Origin of the sequence: Kitasatospora sp. NPDC002040 (assembly GCF_040296785.1) — a bacterium.
Lineage (GTDB): Bacteria > Actinomycetota > Actinomycetes > Streptomycetales > Streptomycetaceae > Kitasatospora.
The window spans coordinates 464,362-484,725 of record NZ_JBEOXV010000001.1 but is presented as its reverse complement, the minus strand read 5'-3'; the positions used below and the strand labels follow the sequence as shown (position 1 = coordinate 484,725).

Annotated in this window: 18 protein-coding genes; 8 read left to right on the top strand and 10 right to left on the bottom strand. The window is 74.8% G+C overall.

Going from position 1 to position 20,364, the window contains the following annotated elements:
* Positions 1–59: 59 nt before the first annotated feature.
* Positions 60–758 carry a class I SAM-dependent DNA methyltransferase gene (locus tag ABT118_RS02290; protein ID WP_350644307.1) on the top strand — a complete coding sequence of 233 codons (699 nt, stop codon included), beginning with the start codon at positions 60–62 and terminating at the stop codon, positions 756–758.
* Between the two features lie 6 nt (positions 759–764).
* On the opposite strand, the gene ABT118_RS02285 is transcribed toward ABT118_RS02290, so the two are convergent.
* The 3 genes from ABT118_RS02285 to ABT118_RS02275 form a co-directional block, all read right to left on the bottom strand.
* Positions 765–1,262 carry an NUDIX domain-containing protein gene (locus ABT118_RS02285; RefSeq protein WP_350644306.1) on the bottom strand — a complete coding sequence of 166 codons (498 nt, stop codon included), beginning with the start codon at positions 1,260–1,262 and terminating at the stop codon, positions 765–767.
* Positions 1,263–1,381: 119 nt separating this feature from the next.
* Positions 1,382–1,660: a hypothetical protein gene (locus ABT118_RS02280; protein WP_350644305.1), complete on the bottom strand. Its 279-nt coding sequence runs from the start codon at positions 1,658–1,660 to the stop codon at positions 1,382–1,384.
* 94 nt (positions 1,661–1,754) lie between these two features.
* Positions 1,755–1,988 carry a hypothetical protein gene (locus ABT118_RS02275; RefSeq protein WP_350644304.1) on the bottom strand — a complete coding sequence of 78 codons (234 nt, stop codon included), beginning with the start codon at positions 1,986–1,988 and terminating at the stop codon, positions 1,755–1,757.
* A gap of 261 nt (positions 1,989–2,249) precedes the next feature.
* Here ABT118_RS02275 and ABT118_RS02270 point away from each other — a divergent pair, with 261 nt between their 5' ends.
* Positions 2,250–2,810 (top strand): GlcG/HbpS family heme-binding protein, encoded by a 561-nt coding sequence (locus tag ABT118_RS02270; protein WP_350644302.1) that lies wholly within the window; start codon positions 2,250–2,252, stop codon positions 2,808–2,810.
* A 14-nt stretch (positions 2,811–2,824) separates the two neighbouring features.
* Here ABT118_RS02270 and ABT118_RS02265 read toward each other — a convergent pair whose 3' ends face one another.
* Positions 2,825–3,778, bottom strand: a complete 954-nt coding sequence (locus tag ABT118_RS02265; RefSeq protein ID WP_350644301.1) for a helix-turn-helix transcriptional regulator — start codon at positions 3,776–3,778, stop codon at positions 2,825–2,827.
* 88 nt (positions 3,779–3,866) lie between these two features.
* On the opposite strand from ABT118_RS02265, the gene ABT118_RS02260 reads away from it, so the two are divergent.
* Positions 3,867–5,354, top strand: coding sequence for an MFS transporter (locus ABT118_RS02260; protein ID WP_350644300.1), 1,488 nt, complete (start codon positions 3,867–3,869; stop codon positions 5,352–5,354).
* A gap of 64 nt (positions 5,355–5,418) precedes the next feature.
* Here the strand turns inward: ABT118_RS02260 and ABT118_RS02255 are convergent, their stop codons facing one another.
* Complete coding sequence (locus ABT118_RS02255) at positions 5,419–6,660, bottom strand: MFS transporter (RefSeq protein WP_350644299.1); 1,242 nt, start codon at positions 6,658–6,660, stop codon at positions 5,419–5,421.
* A gap of 143 nt (positions 6,661–6,803) precedes the next feature.
* On the opposite strand from ABT118_RS02255, the gene ABT118_RS02250 reads away from it, so the two are divergent.
* Complete coding sequence (locus tag ABT118_RS02250) at positions 6,804–7,781, top strand: ArsR/SmtB family transcription factor (protein WP_350644298.1); 978 nt, start codon at positions 6,804–6,806, stop codon at positions 7,779–7,781.
* Here ABT118_RS02250 and ABT118_RS02245 read toward each other — a convergent pair.
* Positions 7,762–8,952 carry a low temperature requirement protein A gene (locus tag ABT118_RS02245; protein ID WP_350644297.1) on the bottom strand — a complete coding sequence of 397 codons (1,191 nt, stop codon included), beginning with the start codon at positions 8,950–8,952 and terminating at the stop codon, positions 7,762–7,764. The two genes, ABT118_RS02250 and ABT118_RS02245, sit on opposite strands and share 20 nt — an antisense overlap.
* Positions 8,953–9,135: 183 nt before the next feature.
* Here ABT118_RS02245 and ABT118_RS02240 point away from each other — a divergent pair, with 183 nt between their 5' ends.
* Positions 9,136–10,200 (top strand): PucR family transcriptional regulator, encoded by a 1,065-nt coding sequence (locus ABT118_RS02240; protein WP_350644296.1) that lies wholly within the window; start codon positions 9,136–9,138, stop codon positions 10,198–10,200.
* A gap of 12 nt (positions 10,201–10,212) precedes the next feature.
* On the opposite strand, the gene ABT118_RS02235 is transcribed toward ABT118_RS02240, so the two are convergent.
* Positions 10,213–11,244, bottom strand: coding sequence for a LuxR C-terminal-related transcriptional regulator (locus ABT118_RS02235; protein ID WP_350644295.1), 1,032 nt, complete (start codon positions 11,242–11,244; stop codon positions 10,213–10,215).
* 274 nt (positions 11,245–11,518) lie between these two features.
* On the opposite strand from ABT118_RS02235, the gene ABT118_RS02230 reads away from it, so the two are divergent.
* The 3 genes from ABT118_RS02230 (at position 11,519) to ABT118_RS02220 (ending at position 13,110) form a co-directional block, all read left to right on the top strand.
* Positions 11,519–11,842, top strand: a complete 324-nt coding sequence (locus ABT118_RS02230) for a hypothetical protein (RefSeq protein WP_350644293.1) — start codon at positions 11,519–11,521, stop codon at positions 11,840–11,842.
* Positions 11,843–12,134: 292 nt separating this feature from the next.
* Complete coding sequence (locus tag ABT118_RS02225) at positions 12,135–12,374, top strand: hypothetical protein (protein ID WP_350644292.1); 240 nt, start codon at positions 12,135–12,137, stop codon at positions 12,372–12,374.
* A 67-nt stretch (positions 12,375–12,441) separates the two neighbouring features.
* Positions 12,442–13,110, top strand: coding sequence for a response regulator (locus ABT118_RS02220; protein WP_350644291.1), 669 nt, complete (start codon positions 12,442–12,444; stop codon positions 13,108–13,110).
* Between the two features lie 83 nt (positions 13,111–13,193).
* Here the strand turns inward: ABT118_RS02220 and ABT118_RS02215 are convergent, their stop codons facing one another.
* From ABT118_RS02215 to ABT118_RS02205, 3 genes are all read right to left on the bottom strand, one after another.
* The gene (locus ABT118_RS02215; protein ID WP_350644290.1) at positions 13,194–14,681 is read right to left on the bottom strand and encodes a SagB family peptide dehydrogenase; all 1,488 of its coding nucleotides are present in this window, start codon (positions 14,679–14,681) and stop codon (positions 13,194–13,196) included.
* 67 nt (positions 14,682–14,748) lie between these two features.
* On the bottom strand, positions 14,749–17,022 hold the full coding sequence (locus ABT118_RS02210) for a TOMM precursor leader peptide-binding protein (protein ID WP_350644289.1): 2,274 nt from the start codon (positions 17,020–17,022) through the stop codon (positions 14,749–14,751).
* Between the two features lie 26 nt (positions 17,023–17,048).
* Positions 17,049–20,363 (bottom strand): DUF4135 domain-containing protein, encoded by a 3,315-nt coding sequence (locus ABT118_RS02205; RefSeq protein WP_350644288.1) that lies wholly within the window; start codon positions 20,361–20,363, stop codon positions 17,049–17,051.
* Position 20,364 lies beyond the last annotated feature (1 nt).

Here is a 20,364-nt window from a genome sequence, read left to right as displayed (position 1 = left end):
CGTGGGGCCGGGGCTTTATTCACTGGCGCCCCGGACCGGCGGCGAGAACACTGCCGACCATGGCGCAATTCGCAGACTTCGACACCCGCGGCTATCCGATGGTGGACGTCCGGACGGGATACGGCCGGTGGGTCGGCAGCTACGAACGGACCGTCGAGGACCTGATGGACCTCGCGGTACTGGACCGGCTGACCACCCCCGACTGGGCCGCCGCCGGCCGGGCCGCCGACCTCGGCTGCGGGACCGGCCGCACCGGCGCCTGGCTGCGCGGCCGGGGCGTCCCGGTGGTGGACGGCGTGGACCTGACCCCCGAGATGCTCGCCCTGGCCCGCACCAGGGGCGCCCACGACCGGCTGGTGGAGGCCGACCTGGCCGCCACCGGGCTGCCGGGCGGCGGGTACGGGCTGGTGATCTCCTCGCTGGTCGACGAGCACCTCGCCGACCTCACCCCGTTCTACCGCGAGGCGTACCGGCTGGCCGCCCCCGGCGGGCTGTGCGTCCTGGTCGGCCTGCACCCGCAGTTCATCATGGCGGCCGGGATGCCCACCCACTTCACCACCGAGGACGGCGAGGACCTCGCCATCGACACCCACCTGCACCTGGTCAGCGACCACCTGACCGCCGCGCTGGCCGAGGGCTGGCAGCTGGCCGAGATGCGGGAGGGCACGGTCGGCGACGAGTGGATCGCACTGAAGCCCAAGTGGGCCCGGTTCCGGGGCGTCCCGGTCTCCGCCGCGTACGTCTGGCGCAAGGCCTGACCGGGGTCAGAAACCCCCGGCCGGGGTGGTGACCATCCGGGTCCGGCCGTCCGCCAGGGCTTCCAGGCCGGCCGCCAGCCGGGGGGCGCGGGTCGGGCCGAGCAGGGTGAGCGCCTCCTCGGTGGTGGCCCAGCGGTACGCGTCCAGCTCGCCCGCCGGGAGGGTGACCGGGCTGTCGGCGGGGATGGTGCCGAAGTCGAACAGGAAGTGCACGGCCGGGTGCGGCATGTCCCCGACCGGGTGGGTCCAGGCGACCGTCAGCAGCGCTCCGGCCTCCCCGGTCAGGCCGGTCTCCTCCAGCAGCTCGCGCCCCGCGCACTGCGCGGCGTCCTCGCCCAGGTCCACCGTCCCGCCGACGAACTGCCAGTCCGGGCGGTAGCCCGCCTTCACGATCAGCACCCGGCCCTCCGGGTCGCGGATCAGGCAGCCCGCCGCCGCGAACACCCGGGGCAGCGAGGCCAGCCACACCTCGCGGGGAAGCAGCGGTTCGATCTCCTGGGACATGGCTCTCCTTCGGCAGACGGCTTCTCGGCCCCACTCTTTCGCACTCTGCCGCACCGAAGCACTGTGCCGGGGCGGCAACCCGGAATTCGGGTTGCCACCCCGGCACAGTGCTTCGCCGGTCAGTGGGCGGAGTGCTTCTCGGCGCCCCGGTGCCGGTGGCCGGGCAGCTCGGCGTGGTGGGCCGGGCCGCCCGCCATCGCCGGGGCGCTGAACGAGCGGCGACCGCCGTGGCTGAACGCGGTGTCCCCGAAGTGCGGCCCGGCCGGTCCGCCGGCCATGGCGGAACCGCCCGTGACGGGCGGCTGCGGCCCGGGGTCGGCCACCATGGCGCGGCGTTCGAGCAGCTCCTGGGTACCGCGTCGGAGCTTGGTCATCTTGCCCGTGGATTGCTGGGTCATGGTCGACCTCCGTTCGGCGACCGATCGTCCCGCCGGTGTGCGCGGCGATCCGGACGCCAGGCAGTTATGCCCGGATTCTAAGCTTTTGACCCGATTACCGGTACTCGTCCTCGTCCAGCTCGACCACCCGGGCCTGCTCGGCCGCATCCGCGTCGTCCGCCGTGTCGGCACCGAGCGAACGGCGCTCCCTGAGCTGCTCGTAGTCGTCCCCCGGATGCTCGGCGACCGCCCGCTCATCGGCGGCCGCGGCCTGCGCGACCGGCGCCGACTCCTCCTCGAAGTCGTCGAAGTCCTCGGGAAATTCGGGGTTCTCGGGATTCTGGGGCATGGCGTCCGTCCCTGCTGATGCGGAGCCCCGGCTTGCCCCGGGGGTCCTCTAGCAGTATCCGACTCCGGCGGGCGCGCTGCGCACCGTCGCCCGCTTGGCGGCGTGTCCGAGCGTGGGTCGGGCGGGTGGTGCGGCATCAACCGATCGGTTGACCCCCGGGTCGGCTGTCGCGTCGACGGGGTCGGGGCTGCGGCCGGGTGAGGATCGAAGCAGAGCGGGAGCAGCAGGCTTCCGAAGGCTTACCGACGAGGAGCAACTCCCATGCAGAAGATGAGCGTTCGGACCCGGGTACTGACCGGCGCGGTGGCCCTGGTGGCCGTCGGTGCGGGCAGCTTCGGGGCCATGTCGGCCTCCGCCGCGCCGAAGGACGACCAGGCCAGGCCGGCCGCCGTCGCGGCCGATCTCAAGAAGAGCGAGACGTTCACCAGTACCCACCTGAGCATCGAGGCCGCGACCAAGGCGGCCCGGGCCGCGCTCGCCGCCGCCGAGAAGGAGAACCAGCGGGTCAGCGTCGCGGTGGTGGACCGCAACGGCAACACCATCGTCACCCTGCGCGGCGACGGCGCCGGACCGCAGTCGTACGAGTCGGCGGAGCGCAAGGCGTTCACCGCCGTGTCCTGGAACGCGCCCACCTCCGAGCTGGTCAAGCGGCTCGCCCAGACCCCGAACCTGAAGGACATCCCCGGCACGCTCTTCCTCGGCGGCGGCGCCCCGGTCGCCTCCCAGGGCGCTCCGATCGCCGGCATCGGCGTCGCGGGCGCACCGAGCGGCGACCTGGACGAGAAGTTCGCCCAGGCGGGCGTGGCCGCTCTCGGCAAGTAGTCCGCAGGCGTTCGTCAGCCGGATGCGCGGCTGGCCCGGTCGGCCAACTCGCGCAGGTGGGTGCGGAGTTCGGGGGGCTCGTGGACCTCGAACTCGCAACCCAGACTGGCCAGGCGGAGGGCGAGCCACTCCAGTGAGTCGGCGTGGGTGGAGAGCCGGGTGCGGGTCGCATCGAGGGCTTCGACCTCGTCGCCGGGGAAGCCGAGCCGGCCCTCCAGCCGGGCGAGCGGGGCGTGCAGGGTGGCCACCGCCCGGTAGGTGCGGCTGCGGTTGGTGAGCCGGGCGGCGACATAGGCGCCCGCGTCCTCGGCCGGGAGTTCGCGCGGCAGTGCGCGGGCCCCGGTCGGCTGCGGCTCCCTGACCCGGTCGACCCGGAAGATCCGCCAGTCGTCCCGTTCGTTGTCGAAGGCGACCAGGTACCAGCGGCGGCCGGCCGCGACCAGCCGGTGCGGCTCCACCAGGCGTCTGGTCTCGGCGCCGTCCCCGGCCCGGTAGTGGAAGCGGAGCTTCTCCCGGCCGGCCGCGGCCGAGGCCAGGGTGGTGAGCACCTCGGGGTCGACCCGGGGGCCGCCGCCGGCCATCGGGACGGTGGCGGCGTTGAGCGAGCCGACCCGGTGGCGCAGCCGGGCGGGCAGCACCTGGACCAGCTTGGCCAGCGCCCGGACCGAGGCCTCCTCGATGCCCTCGACCGCCTGCCCGGCGGCGGCCCGCAGACCGACCGCGATCGCCACCGCCTCCTCGTCGTCCAGCAGCAGCGGCGGCATCGCGGCCCCGGCCACCAGCCGGTAGCCGCCGATCGCGCCCTTGCTGGCCTCCACCGGGTAGCCCAGCTCGCGCAGCCGCTCGATGTCCCGGCGGATGGTGCGGGGGCTGACCCGCAGCCGCTCGGCCAGTTCGCTGCCGGGCCACTCGCGCGGGGTCTGCAGGAGCGAGAGCAGGCTGAGCAGTCTCGCGGGGGTGTCGGTCATGAGGTTCAGCATGCCGTACCAAGCGGTCAGGATCTGACCTAGATGGTGGATAGCTTCGACTCGTTCCCAGCCGAAGGAGTCCCCTCTCATGTCCCCCGTCACGGACGCCCCCGACCGCCGCCGCTGGCTGGCGCTCGCCGTGGTGATGACGGCCAGTCTGATGGACCTGGTCGACGTCACCATCGTCAACATCGCCATGCCGAGCATCCAGCAGGACCTGGGCGCGGGTTACAGCACGCTGCAGTGGATCACCGCCGGGTACGCACTGGCCTTCGCGATCGGCCTGATCACCGGTGGGCGGCTCGGTGACATCTACGGCCGCAAGCGGCTGTTCCTGCTCGGGATCACCGGCTTCACGCTGGCCTCCGCGCTCTGCGGCCTGGCCGGCAGCCCGGAGATGCTGGTCGGCGCCCGGGTGCTGCAGGGGGCGACGGCCGCGCTGATGGTGCCTCAGGTGCTGTCGATCATCCATGTGACGTTCCCCGCGCACGAGCGCGGCAAGGTGTTCGGGATGTTCGGCGCGATGGTGGGGCTCGGTGCGGTGCTCGGGCCGCTGCTGGGCGCGCTGCTGACGGAGTGGGACCTGTTCGGCCTGGGCTGGCGGCCGATCTTCCTGGTGAACCTGCCGATCGGTGTGGCCGGCCTGCTGCTCGGTGCGAAGTACGTCGACGAGTCCCGGGCCCCGCAGGCGCTGCGGCTGGACCTGGTCGGCATGCTGCTGGCCGGGGCCGGGCTGCTGATGCTGCTCTACCCGCTGACCCAGGGCCGCGAGTCGGGCTGGCCGGTGTGGGGCTTCGTGTCGATGGGGCTGAGCCTGCCGGTGCTGGTGCTGTTCGTGCTGTTCGAGCGGGCGAAGACCCGGCGGGACGGTTCGCCGCTGGTGGAGCTGGCGCTGTTCCGGGTGAAGAGCTTCGCGGCGGGCATCGGGGTGCAGCTGAGCTTCGGCATCGCCTCCGGCATCTTCTTCATGGTGTGGACCCTCTACATGCAGCTCGGGCTGGGCTGGAGCCCGCTGCGGGCGGGGCTGACCGGGGTGCCGTTCTCGATCGCGGTGTCGGCGGCGGCCGGGCTCTCGGTGCAGGTGCTGGTGCCCCGGTTCGGTCGGCGGGTGCTCCAGACCGGGGCGCTGGTGATGGCGGCGGGCGCGCTGCTCTACCTGGCCGGCGCGGCCCGGTACGGGACCGGGATCGAGCCGTGGCAGATGGCGCTGCCGCTGGTGGTGATGGGTCTGGGGATGGGCCTGATCGTCGCCCCGCTGACCGACCTGGTGCTGTCGGAGGTGCCGCGCGAGCACTCGGGTTCGGCCTCCGGGCTGATCAACACCACCCAGCAGCTGGGCATCGCGATGGGCCTCGGGCTCTCCTCGGTGGCCTTCTTCACCGTGGTGGACGCCGCCGACCCGACCGTGCAGGCGATGGGGCCGGTCTTCGTGAACGCCTTCCAGCACGCGCTCTGGTGGGTGACCGGCGGACTGCTGCTGGTCTTCGTCCTGATCTTCGCGCTGCCGCGCCGGGCACCGCACCCGGCCCCCGAGGCCGGGGCCGAGGTGGCGGAGCAGCAGCCCGTGCTGGTCTGACGGTGCCGCACGGGCCCGGTCCGGATCGTCCGGACCGGGCCCGTGCGGTTCAGGCTTGTTCGGTTCAGGCCGCCAGGGCCGGCTCGGCGGACACCGCCCGGGCCGGCGCCAGGCGTTCCAGCACCAGCAGCGCGGGGACGGCCGCCAGACTGAGCCCGATCAGGAACAGCCACGGTCGGCTCGCGCCCCCGGCCAACAGCAGGGTGAGCAGCCCGGGTGCCACGGTCTGGCCGAAGGTCCAGGACAGCTGATAGACCGCCAGGTACCGGCCGCGCAGCCGCTCGGGAGCGAGCGAGACGCTCAGCTCCTCGGCGAACGGCGTCGCGGCGGTCTCGGCCAGCGTGTACAGCAGCATGGCGAGGACCAGGCCGGCCGGCACCAGCCGGCCCGGAGCGTCGGTGAGCAGGGCGAAGACACCGAAGGCCAGCGTGTTGACGCCGCAGGCGGCGGCCATCACCCGGGTCGGGCGGAACCGCTCCAGCCACCTGCTCACCACGGTCTGGGTCAGCGCGACCTGACCGGTGTTCAGCACCAGCAGCGCACCCGCGATCCAGGCCTCCCGGTGCAGGCCCTCGGTGATGTAGACGGCCAGCAGCAGACTGAGGATCAGCGCGGCGAAGACCGAGCACACGTTGACCGCCACCAGCAGCAGGTAGCGCCGGTCCCGGAGCACCGTCCGGTAGCCGCCCGCGGTGGCGGCCGCCGGTGCGGGCCGCTCCCGCAGGGCCGGGCGCCACCGTCGCAGCAGCAGGGCGGCGACCAGGTAGCTGACCACGTTGGCGGCCACCACCAGGCGCAGCCCGGCCGTGCCGCCGACGCCGACCAGGAAGGCGCCGAGGGCGCCGCCGAGCCCGAGCCCGACGTTGCGCAGCATGTGCAGCAGGGCGAACCAGCGCGGCCGCTCCGCCCCCTCCGCCGCCAGCACCACCAGGCCGGTGCTGGAGGTCCAGTACGTCACCGCGCCGACCTGGGCCAGCCAGGCGGAGACGACGATCTGCCAGACCTGGTGGCTGCCCAGGAAGCCCGCGTACCCGACCGCGGCGATCAGATTGCCCGTCAGCGCCGGCCCCCGGGCGCCCCAGCGGTCGATCAGCGGGCCGACCGTCACGGCGGTCGGCACCGCGAGCAGCCGGGCCAGCGTGAGCGCCCCGCCGATGGCCGGCAGCGAGAGCTCGGTGGTGCGGGCGAAGTAGACCAGGACGAACGCGAGCACCAGCCCGCTGCCCAGGCTGTCGATCACGCTGGCACCGACCAGCCCGCCGTTCCCCGCCACCCGGGGCAGGCCGAATCTCCGCAAGGTACGCATGGCCGAAGGCCCCCTCATCCAGGACGCGGACCGGTCTGCTGGAATGAGTGCCGGTCCCGGGGACGACACTGGCAGCGCGGTCCCGGGCCGCCCACAGATTTCATCCTGATCGAATCCGGCTCGACCCCGTCTGGAGGCGGCCCGTGCTCACCCTGCGGTTCTCCGCCCAGGACCTGGCCAGGACCCGGTTCGGCCACTCCCCGCTCTGGGAGGTGGTCACCAGCGTCGAGGCGCTCAAGGACCCGGGCGGCAAACCGCTGCACCTCGGCTGGGCCCGGGAGACCCGGGCCGCCCTCCCGGCGGCGGACCTGTCGCTGCTGTTCGCTCTGGTCCCGATCCCCACCACGTACGTGCCGAGCTTCCTGACTCCCGTGCCCAGGACCGGATCGCCCGCGCTGGAGGACGAGCTGGCCGCGCTGGCGGCCACCCCGGCGGAGACCGTGCGGGCCGACCTCGACCGGTTCCCGGTCGCGCTGCCGGCCCCGGTCGCCGCGCTGTACCGGGACCCCGGGGACGGGCTGGCCCGGCTGGCCGACCAGATCAGGGCCTACTGGGAGGCGGCGATCGAGCCGCACTGGAGCCGGATCCAGCGCCTGGTCGAGGGCGAGGTGATGTACCGCGCCCGGTCGATCGCCCGCGGCGGGGCCGCCGAGCTGTTCGAGGCGCTGCACCCCCAGGTCGGCTGGTCCGACGACACCCTCCGGGTCCGGCACCGCTCGTACCGGGCCACCCGGACCCTGGACGGCGGCCGGGGGCTGGTCCTGGTGCCCACCGTCTTCGTCTGGCCCGGCGTGTTCTCGCAGAGCACCCCGCCCCGCCAGCCCGGCCTGGTCTACCCGCCGCGCGGCATCGCCACCCTCTGGGAGTCCGGTCCCGACCGGACCCCCGACGCGCTCGCCGCCGTGCTCGGCCGCTCCCGGGCCCGCCTGCTGGCCGAGTTGGGCTCCCCCGCCTCGACCACCGAGCTGGCCGCCCGGACCGCGATGCCCGCGCCGACCGTCTCGCACCACCTCACCACGCTGCGGGCGGCCGGGCTGGCCGTCTCGCACCGCACCGGCCGCAGCGTGCTCTACCTGCGCACCCCGCTCGGCGAGGCACTGCTCAGCGGCGGGCCGACCTAGCCCCCGGCACCCGGAGCAGCGGCAGCGGGCGGCCGGTCTCCACGATGAAGGCCTCCACCCCGTTGACCGCGGCCAGCACCAGCGCCACCAGCACCGCCGTGACCAGCAGCGGCAGTGCCGGGGCGGCCACCGCGACGCCCAGGCAGGCCAGCACGCCGGTCGAGCGCGGCACCGCCGGGGCGCCGAACATCCGCCAGCGGGCGTAGCAGAAGCCCGCCAGGTAGAGCGCCGCGCCGGGTGCCAGCACCAACTGCGGCAGCTCGTGCGGGTGTTCCATCGGGTGGGCGAGCAACTCCTCCAGGCCGACCGCCATCAGGATGATCGCCACCGCGTACGCCAGGTGCGCGTAGCTGAACACGTCCCGGACGATCCTGGCCTGCACCGGGTCCTGGTCCAGGCTGTGCCGGGCGGCCGGGGCGCTGTAGTGGAAGTACGCCCACCAGAGCAGGACGATCAGCACGAAGGCCACGCCCAGCGTGACCAGCGCGACCGTCCCGAGGTGCCCCTCCGAGACGTGCCCGCCGGCCGCGATGACCGTCTCGCCGAGCGCCATGATGACGAACAGCCCGAACCGCTCCGGGAGATGGGAGGTCTCGAACCTGGCCCGGTCCAGCCGCTTCCCGAGCAGCGCCGTACCGAGCACCTCGATCACCGCGCCGAGCGCCCAGAGCAGCTGGCGCGGACCGCTGTCCAGGAAGCTGCCGACCAGGAACAGCGGGCCGGCCGCCAGCAGGCTGACCGAGAACGGCTCGATCCGCAGGCCGCCGAAGGTCGGCCAGCGGCGCATCCGCTGCCAGAGGATCAGCCGCATCAGCACGTAGCAGACCCCGAACAGCACCCCCCGGTCCCCGAGCGCCTCCGGCACCGCCACGCTCATGCCCAGCCCGCACGCCGCCAGCGCGAAGACCAGCAGCCGTCCGTGCACCCCGTCCAGGCTCTCCCCGGTCGCGTTGCCGAGCAGCGCCGCCCCCACCCAGCCCATCCAGAGCGGCAGGAACAGCATGATCGCGGTGGCCAGGTCCAGCACCGAGTGGGCGTGCGCCACCGCCACCGCGATCTGGGTGATGGCGAACACCCAGACCAGGTCGAAGAACAACTCCGCCCAGGTGACCCGCTGTTCGGCGCGTTCACGCTCCTCGGCCGGTGCTCTGTCGGCCACGTCCCCGGTCATTGCGTCCCCCTTCGGTCTCCCGGGCCCGGCCCTCCCCGGACCGGCCCGGACCTGCGTGTACCGGCCCATCGTGCTCACCGCCGGGGCCCGGGGCAATGATCTGTCAGAAACCCGCCAGCGGTGCACCGGTGGGGGGCGGGTACGCTGACGCGTCGTTGTCCTGGGTGGGGGAAGGAACCGGAAATGGCCGTGGTGACAGCGTCGTCGGGGCCGGGGGCGGCCGACCCGGAGTCGTGGGGGCCGCTGCTGGAGGAGATCGGCCGGACCGGACGGCGGCTGCGGCGGGAGGAGCTGGACGCACTGCGCGAGTGCGGCGACCGGGGGGCCGAGGCGGGTCGGGGGCTGGCCGAGCTGATCGACGAGCGGCTGGAGACGAGCGGCCGGGTCTGGGCGGGCCGGCCGGTGGACGGGGCCTCGATGGCGGCGCTGCGGGCCGCGGTGGCGGCGCTCGCGGCCGGGCACGGCCGGGCCTACCGGGAGCGGCTGCGCCAGGAGGAGGCCGGGCGGCGGGAGTTCGTCGCCGACCTGCTGAGCAGCCGCAGCGACCTGGGCCGACTGGCCGAGCACGCCGAGCGGTTCGGGCTCAACCTGGCCTGCGCGCACATCGTGGCGGTGGCGGACGGCGACGGCTACAACCCCGAGGACCCGCTGGTGCGCGGGGTGGAGCGGCAGTTGCTCGGCCGCTTCGGCGAGCAGGAGGTGCTGCTCGCGGTGAAGCACGGGCGGCTGGTCTGCATCCTGCCCGCGGGCCCCGGCGAGGGCGCGGCGATCGAGGCGTTCGCGGAACTGACCGGCCGGCGGCGGGTGGTGGTCGGCCGCCCGCACGGCGGCCCCGGCGGGGCGGTCCGCTCGTACGAGGAGGCCAGGGCCGCGCTGGAGCAGGCCGAGCGGCTCCGGCTGCCGGGCCATCTGCTGTACGCGGCGGACCTGTTGGTGCTGCCGGTGCTGCTGCGGGACCGGGACGCGCTGGAGGAGCTGGTGCACGGGGTGCTCGGTCCGCTGCGCGAGGCGCGCGGCGGGCCGCTGCCGCTGCTGGAGACGCTGGCCGCCTACGCCGATTCGCGCTACGTGCTGGCCGAGGCCGCCCGGCGGCTCGGACTCAGCGTCCGGGCGCTGTCGTACCGGCTGGAGCGGATCGTCCGGCTGACCGGGCTGGACCCGGACGACGCGCTCCAGCGCTACACCCTGGAGACGGCGGCGTTCGGTGCGCGGCTGCTGGGGTGGCCGGGGCAGCCCCCGGCGGGGTGAGCGGCGCGCCGGTCAGTGCGGGGTGGTCTCGCCGAGCCAGCCGAGGGCGGCCACCTGGATGCCCGCCTGGAACCGGCTGCGGGCGTCCACCCGGATCATCAGGTCGGCCATCATCCGGCGGACGGTGCGCAGCGAGACCCCGAGCCGCTGGCCGGCCCGCTCGTCGGTGAGCCCCTCGGCCAGCAGCCGGAGCAGCTCACGCTCCTGCGCGGTGAGGCCGCGCGGGTCCCGCTGGACCGTCTCGCCGAGTGGGCGGGCCTGGTCCCAGAGCTGCTCGAACAGGGCCCGGAGCGCGGCGATCACGCCCGGGCTGTGCAGCAGCACGGCGCCCTTGCGCGGGTCCTCCGGGTCGATCGGGACGATCGCGGTGGCGTTGTCGACCAGGATCATCCGCAGCGGCAGGGTGGGCGTGGTCCGGACGGCGCCGCCCAGGCCGTGCAGCCAGCGGGCGTACTGCACGGTGGCGGGGTCGTTGCGGACGCTGTCCTGGTAGACCGTGCGCATCCGGACCCCGCGCTCCAGCGTCTCCTGGTCGAGCGCGCGGCTGGCCTCCATCACCTGGGGCGGCTGCGGGCCGCCGGGGGCCAGCGCCAGCACCTCGACGGCGGCGTCGGAGGCGAGTTGGACCAGGCGGTCCCGGACCTCGGAGAGGTCGGCGATCACCTCGACCCCCGACTGGTTGGCGGGCGCGCGGACGCTGGCGTACTCGGCGATCAGGCCGGCCATCGCGGCCCGACTGCGCTCGATCTCCTGCTGCCGGCGGGCCGCCTCGGCCTCCTGGCGCGCCAGTAAGGTGGCCAGCCCGAGTTCGGGGTTGACGGCGCGCCAGCGGTCCTCGGCGCCGGTGGGTCTGGTGAGGGCCAGGTCGGCGAGCTGGTCCAGGGCCGCCCTGACCTCGGCCTCGGGGACCTCCAGCCGGCCCGCGATGCCCTGGGTGTCCAGCTCGGGATGGAGCAGCATCGTCCGGTACACCGCTTCGCCGAACGGGTCAAGGCCCATCGGCCGGTACTCGGTCAACTGCTCGTCACCAGAAGTGCGGAACACATCACACTCTCCCCGTAACCGGAATCGAACCGGCCGATCTGCAGGTCGACCTGACAGGCGGTCAGCGTACCGTCACGAGCTGGAACATAGAACAGTCTTACGGACAATCACGGCGGTCCGATGGACGAACGGTGAAGGACCGCACACCCGCGGCGACGTCAGCCGGCGGAACCGGGGCAGCCGCTTCCACTGCCCCCGACATCTTCCTGCCAGGCAGTGAGATGCCACTGGACACTGCCTGTCGGCGGGCTGACGGTGCTTCAGGCTGGCAGACGTGTATGCGATCCGCGTCCGTCTGGAGACGCCGGGCGGCCGACCGCTCGGCCCGCCGGCGACACCCGTCGTGCGGGACGGCCTGGAGCAGGGGCTCCACGGCCGGGCCCGGCTCAGCCATGCGCGGATCCGGGCGACGGCGCAGGAGTTGGACGCGATGGTGTTCGTGGCGGCCGGCACCCTGCTGGACGCGGAGGACGGCCTGCGCGACGCCTGGCACCAAATGACCCGCACCGGCGGCGTGCTGAGCGGCTGGCAGCTGCTGCACTGCGAGGCCGACGCCCGGATCGCGCTGGGCCTGCACGAGCTGCCCAGCCACCCCTGATCCCACCGTCCGTGCAGGTCAGGGCCGTTGTGACGGCCCCGGCACCGGGTCCGGCAGGCCGGGCCCGAGCTGGCCTCACAGTGTCACGGCACTCTGGTGCCAGCTCCGGCTACTGACACGGATACCCCCGGGCGGCCACTCTCATGGTGTCGGCAGGAACGACGGACCGAAGCACCGGGACAGCAGCCCCTCAGGGGCCCGGTACGGACCGCCGTCGGACCCCCCGCCGTACACCCCCGGTCCCCGGAAGCAGCCCAGGGATCAGTCGAATTGCGAGAGGATCGGCACCCCCATGACGCAGAAGGTCCGTTTCATCACGATTGTCGCCCTGGGTTTCAGTGTCCTGGCCGGTACCGCCGCCACCGTCCAGTCGATCTCCTCCACTCCGACGAACGTCGTCGTCTCGGCCGACGGGCCCGACGCACCGGCCCAGGTCGGTCAGCCCGTCACGCCGCCGGCTCCGGCTCCCGCTGCCTCCCCGACCCCCTCCCCGCTGCCCACCGGCCCGCAGGAGACCTGGGGCTGGGGGTGAGCCGCCGCCACCACCCGTCGCCCGCACGCCCGTTCGCCCGCCACTTCAACGCCACCGAGGTAGCCGGATGATCACCCTGCTGGACCAACCGCCGTACCGCCCGGCCCCGGCCCACCCCGCCGGGACCCCGACCGTGAGCGTCCTGCTCGCCGACGGACACCACCTGTTCCGCTCGGGACTCGGCGCCCTGCTCGACCGCGAGGCCGACCTCGCCGTGGTGGCCGAGTCGACCACCGCCGAGGAGGCCGCCGCCGAGGCCGCCCGGACCAGGCCGACCGTCGCCGTGCTCGACCCGGACCTCCCCGGGCCCGGCGGACCGGCCACCGCCGCCCTGATCCGCGACCAGGCACCGGCCACCGCCGTCCTGCTGCTCATCGCGGTACCGCGCTCCGCCGACCTCCAGCGGGCGGTCGCCGACGGCGTCGCCGGGGTGCTGCTCAAGGACGTACCGCCGGGCGCCCTGATCGCGGCGGTCCGCGAACTCGCCCGGGGCGGCCGGGTGTACGACCCCCGGCTGGTGCTGGACGTGGTCCGCGCCCCCGGGGCACCGCTCACCCCCCGCGAGCTCACCGTGCTCGGCCACGTGGCCGAGGGGGCGACCATCAACGAGGTCGCGGCAGCCCTGTCGCTCTCCCCCGGCACCGTCCGCAACTACGTCTCGGCCGCGATCGCCAAGACCAGGGGCCGCAACCGCTGCGACGCGATCCGGATCGCCCGCGAACGCGGCTGGCTCTGAGGCCGACCCCAGCACACCTCTGTGACCCCGCCGTGGGACGGCGGGGTCACAGAGGTGTGCCGAGCGGTGCTGATGAGCGGGCGTCAGCCGCGCGCGGACGCCACGATGTCGTTGAACCCGTGCGCGGTGCGCGGCACGTCGGCCGGGCGGCTGCCGATCAGGAACTCGCCGACCGAGGACTCCGCCGTCCAGTCCAGGCCGAGCGCGCGCGCCGCCGCGTCGGTGTCGCCGGAGCCGAGGCCGCACGGTGCCAGCCCCATCGCCGTCGCCACCAGGTACAGCGTCTGGTAGACCACGCCGACGTGCTTGAGCGTCAGCGCGTACGCGATCTGGCTGTACTTCCAGGACAGCCGGCCGAACCGGGAGGTGACGGTCAGCAGCACCTGCGGGTCCACCGCGCAGCCGGTGGCCCGCCAGGCCGCCGTCATCAGCTCGCGGAACGCCGCCTCGTCGCCAGGACCGGCGAACGGGCGCGGCCGGAGCCGGTGCGCCGCCGCGTCGTAGCGGTACACGCCCGGCACCAGGCCGTCGCAGCGCACCACCGAGAGGTAGACCTCCAGTTCACCGGTCGCGCCGCCGGCCGGGTAGGGGCGGTCCACGATGTCGTAGCCGTGCGGGTCGGCCGGATCACCCGGGATGATCCGGCGGACCCGGGCCACCCGGTACAGCAGCTCGCCCAACTGCTCCAGCGTGACCGGGGTCTCCGCGTACGAGCGGACCGAGCGGCGCCCCTCCAGCACCTCGCTCAGCGCCGGGTCGCGGGCCAGCACCTCGTCCCAGTCCGGGACCGGTAGGTCGATCCCGGTGCCGTCCTCCCGGGCCCCGGTCCCCGGGATCGCGGGCAGCTGGGCGATGTCGGTGTGGGCGAACACGCCGCCGCTCGGGTAGTCGTGCCGGCCCGGGCGGCTGCGGGCGTGGAACAGCAGGTCGTGGAAGTCCCAGAGCGGCGGTTCGCCGGTCGCGCCGTCGTCCAGGAACCCGGCCCCGGCCAGCAGTCCGGCCAGCGCCTGCCCGGCCGCCGGGCTGATCCCGGCCAGCATCGCCGCCTCGGCCACCGACCGGGAGGCCGTCACCGCCGCGACGAACGCCCCCGCCGCCGGCTGGTGCAGGGTCAGCCGGAACGGCGCCATCGGCGACTCCAGCACGCACGCCCCGGCGTGCTCCTCCGGCAGCCGGCGCAGATAGGCGAAGCGGGACAGCACCACGGCGGCCGGCGGGCGGACCAGGCCCGGCAGGCCGGCCGCCCGGGCGATCGGCACGGCCGTCGCCAGCGGCTCGCCGAACGGGTCGGCCAGGGTGGTGGTGACGAGGTAGGGGAACCGGCTCAGCAGGTGGAACAGGCGGCCGCCGTCGGCGATCTCGTCCACGTCGAGCGGATTCCGGGTCAGTGCGGCGAGCCGCTGGACGGTCTCGGCGCCGAGCGCGTGCACGCGCTGCCGGCCCCAGGGGTGGCTGAGCTCCAGGTCCTCGCCCTGCGCGGTGACCTCCACCTCGGGGCGCAGCCGCAGCAGCGTGCGCGGCGCCGCGCCCGCAGCGGTGAGGTCGGGAGGGAGCTGTTCGGTCACGGTCATCGGGTACCTCTTTCCGGGCCGGGCGTACGGGCCGCCGCCGTTGCTGCGGCGGCGGCCCGGCGCGTCGTCAGATGAAGATCGGGATCGGGTTGAGCTCCTGCTCCGGCGTCGGCGCGTCGAGCCACCCGAGGGCGACCGGGACGTCGTACAGCCGGCCGGGGGCGAAGCGGGCCCAGAAGTGCCGCATCCCGGGGACGATCACCTTGGCCACCGGGAGGCCGATGTCCGGGCGGGTCTGGTCCAGCACCAGGAACTCCATCCCCCGCTCCTCGACCAGGCGTTGGACCAGCGCGAGGTCGTCGGCGAGGTCGTCGCCCGCCAACTGCTGCCAGCGGGACGGGCCGGCCGCGGGAGCGGCCGGGTCGGGCAGCAGGTAGGGCTGGTTGGCCACGGTCGCGGTGGTCCACCACTGCTTCTGCTCGCGGTCGGCGCCCGCGTAGCTGACGTGGCCGTCCGCGTCACCGGCCACCGGGCCGAGGAACTGGTTCATCTCGGTGAGCGCCCTGGTCAGCGCGATGTGCGGGTCCAGGTGGGCGCCGAAGGCGATCAGCACGTCCTCGGCCGGCTTGTCGGTGCGGCGGGAGAAGGCGCCGACCACCGGGATGCCGAAGTCCGAGGTGAGGTCCAGCGCCCAGATCTCGCGGTTCAACCCCCGGTAGATCTCCCGGAGTTGGCCGATGTACGGGTCACCGAAGGCGTCCAGGTCGATCGCCGGGCGCTGCACCCGGTTGTACCACCAGAGCGCGACCGCGTCCCGTTCGACCAGCTCCAGGAAGCCCTGCAGCACGGCGTCCTCGAACGAGGTGCCGGCCGCGCAGCCGTTGGAGTCACCGGCCGCGAAGAAGCCGTCGCGGTGCCGGTAGCCGTAGTACAGCGACATGGTGGGCAGCCAGCGGGTGCGCTGCTCGGTCAGCGACCAGGCCGGGGACCACTCGATCGGGTCGTCCGCCCGGAACCGCTCGGGGACGGTGTTGAACATCGACGGCTGGTCGTTCCAGCGCTCCCGCTCGGCGAACTGGCGCTCGCTGTAGAGCAGGGTGGCGGCCGGGTCGATCGCGGCGTCGCCGAGCTCGGCGAAGCTGGCCCGGCGGCGGGCCTCGTCGCCCTGGAAGACCCCGGAGTAGCGCTCCATCGCCTCGCCCAGCGCACTCGCCCTGGCCTGGACGTCGGTCCGGCCCTTGCCGCAACTGACCGAGCGCAGACCGGTCCTGAGCTGGCGCAGGTCGCCGCTGCGGCGGGACAGGTTCTGCCCGGAGACGTACACCCGCAGCCCGGTCGGGGTCCGGCCGGCCGGCACCAGGGAGGTCACCACCCCGGTGACCGGGGAGAGCTGGGGCCGGTACAGGTCCAGCATGTCCTCCGGCGAGGCCGAGCGGTGGCCGCCGTCGGCGGTGTACGCCTTCGGGCGCCGCTCGAACCGGACCGGCTTCAACTGGCGCTCCGCCATCAGCTGTTCGTCGCCGCAGGCCGGGCACTGCGGGCGGCGGATCAGGCGGTGCCGCTCGGTCTCCAGCAGCACCGTGTCGAGGGTCAGCACCACCGCTTCGGCCGGGCGCACCCCGGCCAGCCACTTGGCCGCCTCCAGGGCGGCGAGCTGGGCCCCGGCGCCGAGCGAAGGGGCGAGCTGGGCCCCGGCGGTGGAGATCGGGCCGTCCTGGCCCAGGCGGTGCTGCAGGTAGCTGAGCGACTGCCGGTTGGCGGACAGCCGGTGCGACAGGCACTCCCAGCAGCCGGTGGTCCCGTCCTGCTCGGCCGGGCCCGGCACGAAGACCGGGCCGACCCAGAGGATCGAGCCGACCGGACGGGCCAGCAGCCAGGGGCGGCCGCTCTCCCTGGCCTCCCGGTCGCGCTCGGCCAGGCCGGGGTGCAGGTAGTCCTCGGTCAGCGCGATGGTGAAGTCGGCCGCCGGATCCGCGGTCACCCCGGCGGCGGCGAGGGCGTCCAGGAAGGGCTGCGGGTCCAGCTCGCCGTAGACCTCGACCCGGGCCCGGGCGGTGCGCAGCGCGGTGCTCGCGGCGTCGCCGTCCAGGCCCGCCATCTCGAAGTACGCGGCCCCGGCCGGGTCCTCGACCGTGCCCGCGGGGGCCAGGTAGCCCCGTTCCCGGAGCCGGTCGACGGCGGTGCGCACCTTGTCGGCGGGCACGGTGCCGCCCAGCGCCTCGCCGATCTGCTCGGCGGTGCGGGTGCCGTCCAGCAGCGGCGCCAGCGCCTGGGCCAGCCCGCCGTCGACCACCGACACGCCCCGCTCGGAGACCAGGTAGACGGCCTCGCCGGGAACGACGTACGGGGTGTAGTGGCGCTTGAAGCCGATCGCGGAGGTCGGCGCGGAGGTGTCGGACATGACGGTCCCTCGGATCTCGGTCGGCGTTAGCGCAGGGTGGCGAGCGGAGCGGTGGCGGGGTCGAGCAGGCGCAGCAGGAGCAGGCCGACGGCGGCCGCGCCGTCCAGGGCGCCGAGGTTGATCCGGTCGTCGGCGGCCCGGTCGGGGTACCAGCTGCCGGAGTCGTCATGACGGGCGATCAGTTCCCCGACCAGCAGGGCGGCCGCCTCCCGGCCGTCGTAGAACGGTCCCGGCAGCAGCGAGTCCAGCGCCTCGGGGACGGTGTGCAGCAGGCCGGCCTCGGCGGCGGTGAGGGCCTCGCCGGCGGTGGCGACCAGGTCCCGGGTGCTCCGGCCGGAGATCTGGCGGGCGCTCACCGGCGGGGTGAGGGAGGCGAGTTCGGCCGGGTCGACGGTGCCGGCGCCGAGCGCGACGGCGGTGTCCAGGCAGGCCAGCCGGCCGGCCCGGGTGGCGGTGGCGAAGCGGTGGCCGCGCAGCAGCTCGCGCACGGCCTCCGGGTTGGCGAGCAGGGCGGGCGCCTCGGCCACGGTGCGGGCCAGAGCGGCGGCGATCGAGTCGGCACCGGCGGGCACCAGGTCGAGGAAGCGCTGGTCGGCCTCGCCGTCGGTGCCGTCGGCCGGGTCGGCCGCGAGCCGGTCCAGGGCGGCGGCGGCCAGCGCCCGGATGCCGTCGTCGGTCGGGGCGTGGCCGGGGCCGGTGGCGCGGCGCAGCCGGAGCAGGTTGAGCAGCAGGCCGGCGCTGCCGAGCGGGGCGTCCGGGGCGGGGGTCCGGGGCTGTCGGCCGGGGCGGGCGGGCGCCGGGGTGGCGACCGCGACCGCGCCGAGGACCAGGGCCTGGGCCGAGGCGATCAGCTGCGGGTCGCCGAGCAGGGTGCCGACCCGGGCCAGCGCGTGGATCAGCGCGCCCGGTCCGGCGAACCCGCCGGGGACGGGGTCGCCGCCCGCCAGCCGGCTGTCGGCGGCGAAGGCGAAGGCCCTCGGTGCGGCCGGGTCGATCAGCCGGGCGGCGGCGGCCAGGGTGTGGTGGGCGGCACGGTGGAACCGCGGTTCGCCGGTGGCGGCCCAGAGTTCGGCGAACAGCACGGCGAGGCCGGGGGTGCCGCTGACCAGGTCGAGGCCGAGCACCTCCACCTGGCGCAGGCCGCTGCCGGGGTACCAGCTCTGGCCGAGCCAGCCCTTGCCGCGGCGGTCGGCGAGGATCCGGTCGCCGATCCGGACGGCGTGGTCGAGCAGCTCCCCGCTGCCGGGGATCCGGGCCTTGGCGGTGCGCCGGGCGGCGGGGGCGTCCTGCTCGGCGCCGCCCCGGGCGGCGTCCACGCAGCCGGAGAGGACGGCCAGGTGGGCGTCCAGGTCGAAGCCGTCCAGCTCGGCGACGCGCTGCTGGAGCCGCTGCCAGCCGGTGCCGGAGAAGTGGCCGGGGATCTCCCGGCCGTCCGCGGTGAAGGCGGACGAGGAGGAGGTGAGCGAGCGGAAGAAGGGGATGTCGAGCTGGCGGAACGAGTCGAGCTCGGCCAGCACCACCTCCAGCAGGTCACCGCGCCCGGGGTCGCCGGCCACCGCAGTGATGGCACCCTGGAGCGCGCCGGCGATCACCGTCTCGCGGGTGGCGCCGCTGTCCAGGGCGAGCGGGCTGGTGGAGGCTCGGATGATCTTGTAGCCGTCCCAGGTGTGGCGCCAGATGTAGCGCACCCAGATGCCCCGGAACGGCGCCAACGGGCCGTCCGCCGAGGCGAGTTCGGCGCGCAGTCGGTGCAGCGTCCGGTGCATCTCGCGGTAGCCCTCGGTCAGCTCCTCGCTGTACTGCCACGGGTCGGCGGTGACCGTCGCACCGCTCTGGTCCAGGTGGACCGGGCGGTACGGGGGCAGCGGCAGCGCGGGCACGCCGGGGGTGATCTCCAGGCTGCCGATCCGGGACAGGCAGCCGATGTCCAGGGCGCCGCTCTGCTTGGCCGGGGTCCAGGACTGGAACGCCATCGCGGTCCGCACCACGGTGGACTCCAGCTCGTCCAGCAGGCCGTGCTGGTCGGCGCTGATGGTCGGCGGCGTCTGCACCCGGGGGTAGAGCAGGCACTCCAGGTCGATCAGCGCGGGGTGCTCACCGTCCGCGAGCAGGTTGTCGGCCCACAGGTCGCGGCCCTCCAGCAGCTGCACCAGCCGGATCGTCATGCCGAGCCGCCGGTAGAACCGGGCGAAGCCGCCGGCGTCGGCGCAGGGCCGGTGCGGGACGAGCTCCTCCCAGCCGTAGTCGCTCTCGCAGTGCGCGGCCAGCGAGGCGCCGTTGCCGTCGTCGCCGAGGTCGCTGCGGATCAGTACGGTGCGCACCGGCAGGTCGAGCGAGAGCTCGCCGTTGAGCCGGCGCACCAGGTCCAGGTAGGCGGTGGCGTGCCGCATGTCCTTCGGCTTGTAGACCACGGCCCGGCCGCTCGCGAAGTACAGCAGCGCGACCGAGCGGCCGCCGGCGTGCCGGTCGCCCGCCTCACCGCGCAGCGAGTCCAGCGGGCCCGGGTCCTCGCCCTCCCACATCTGCTCGACCAGCAGCGCGTGGTCGGCCGCCAGCCGGGCGAACATCTCGGTCTGCACGTGCTGCCACTGCCGGCACACCGTGCCGACCAGGTACGCCAGTGCGGGCAGCCGCTCCAGCCGGGCCAGCCAGCCCTCCTGCGAGGTGTCCAGGCCGCCGGCGGCGTCCCAGTCGGTGGCGCGGGGGCGGCCGGTGGCGGCCTGGAGCTCGTGGCAGAAGGCCAGGTTGCAGGCCTCGACCAGCCGGCTGGTCAGGGTGGCGGCCAGGTCGGCCCGGGCCCGGTCGGTGACCGGGATGCCGAGGATGCCCCCCGTCCCATGCGGCAGCAGTTCCTCGGCGGCGGCCGCGAAGGCGGCGCTCAGCGCACCCGGGGCGGCGGTCTCCGCGCTCGGGGCGACCGGCAGCGTCCGCAGGAAGACGGCCAGCGCCAGGGCCCAGTCCGGCAGCGCGACCGGGTCGGCCAGGACCACCGGGCGCAGCCCGTCGCCGAGCGGCCGACCGGTCTCGGCCAGGTGGTCCAGCAGCACCGAGGCGCCGCCGTGCTCACCGGCCGCCCGGCGGAGCCAGGTGTCCACGGCGGCGGTGCGGCCGCGGCGGTCCTCGTCCGGGTCCGGGGCGAAGACCGTGCTCCCGTCCGGCCGGGCCTCGGCCCGGTCGGCGAAGGAGGCGGCGGCGGTCACCAGGGCACGCAGGCGCTCCTCGCCCCGGGCGGGGCCGGGGAGCAGCCCGGTGGCGGCGCGGTCGTCGGTGTCCGGGCGGCCGGCGGCCGGGGCGGAGGCACCGTCGACGGGGCGGAGCCAGGTCTGCAGGTCGAGCGGCATC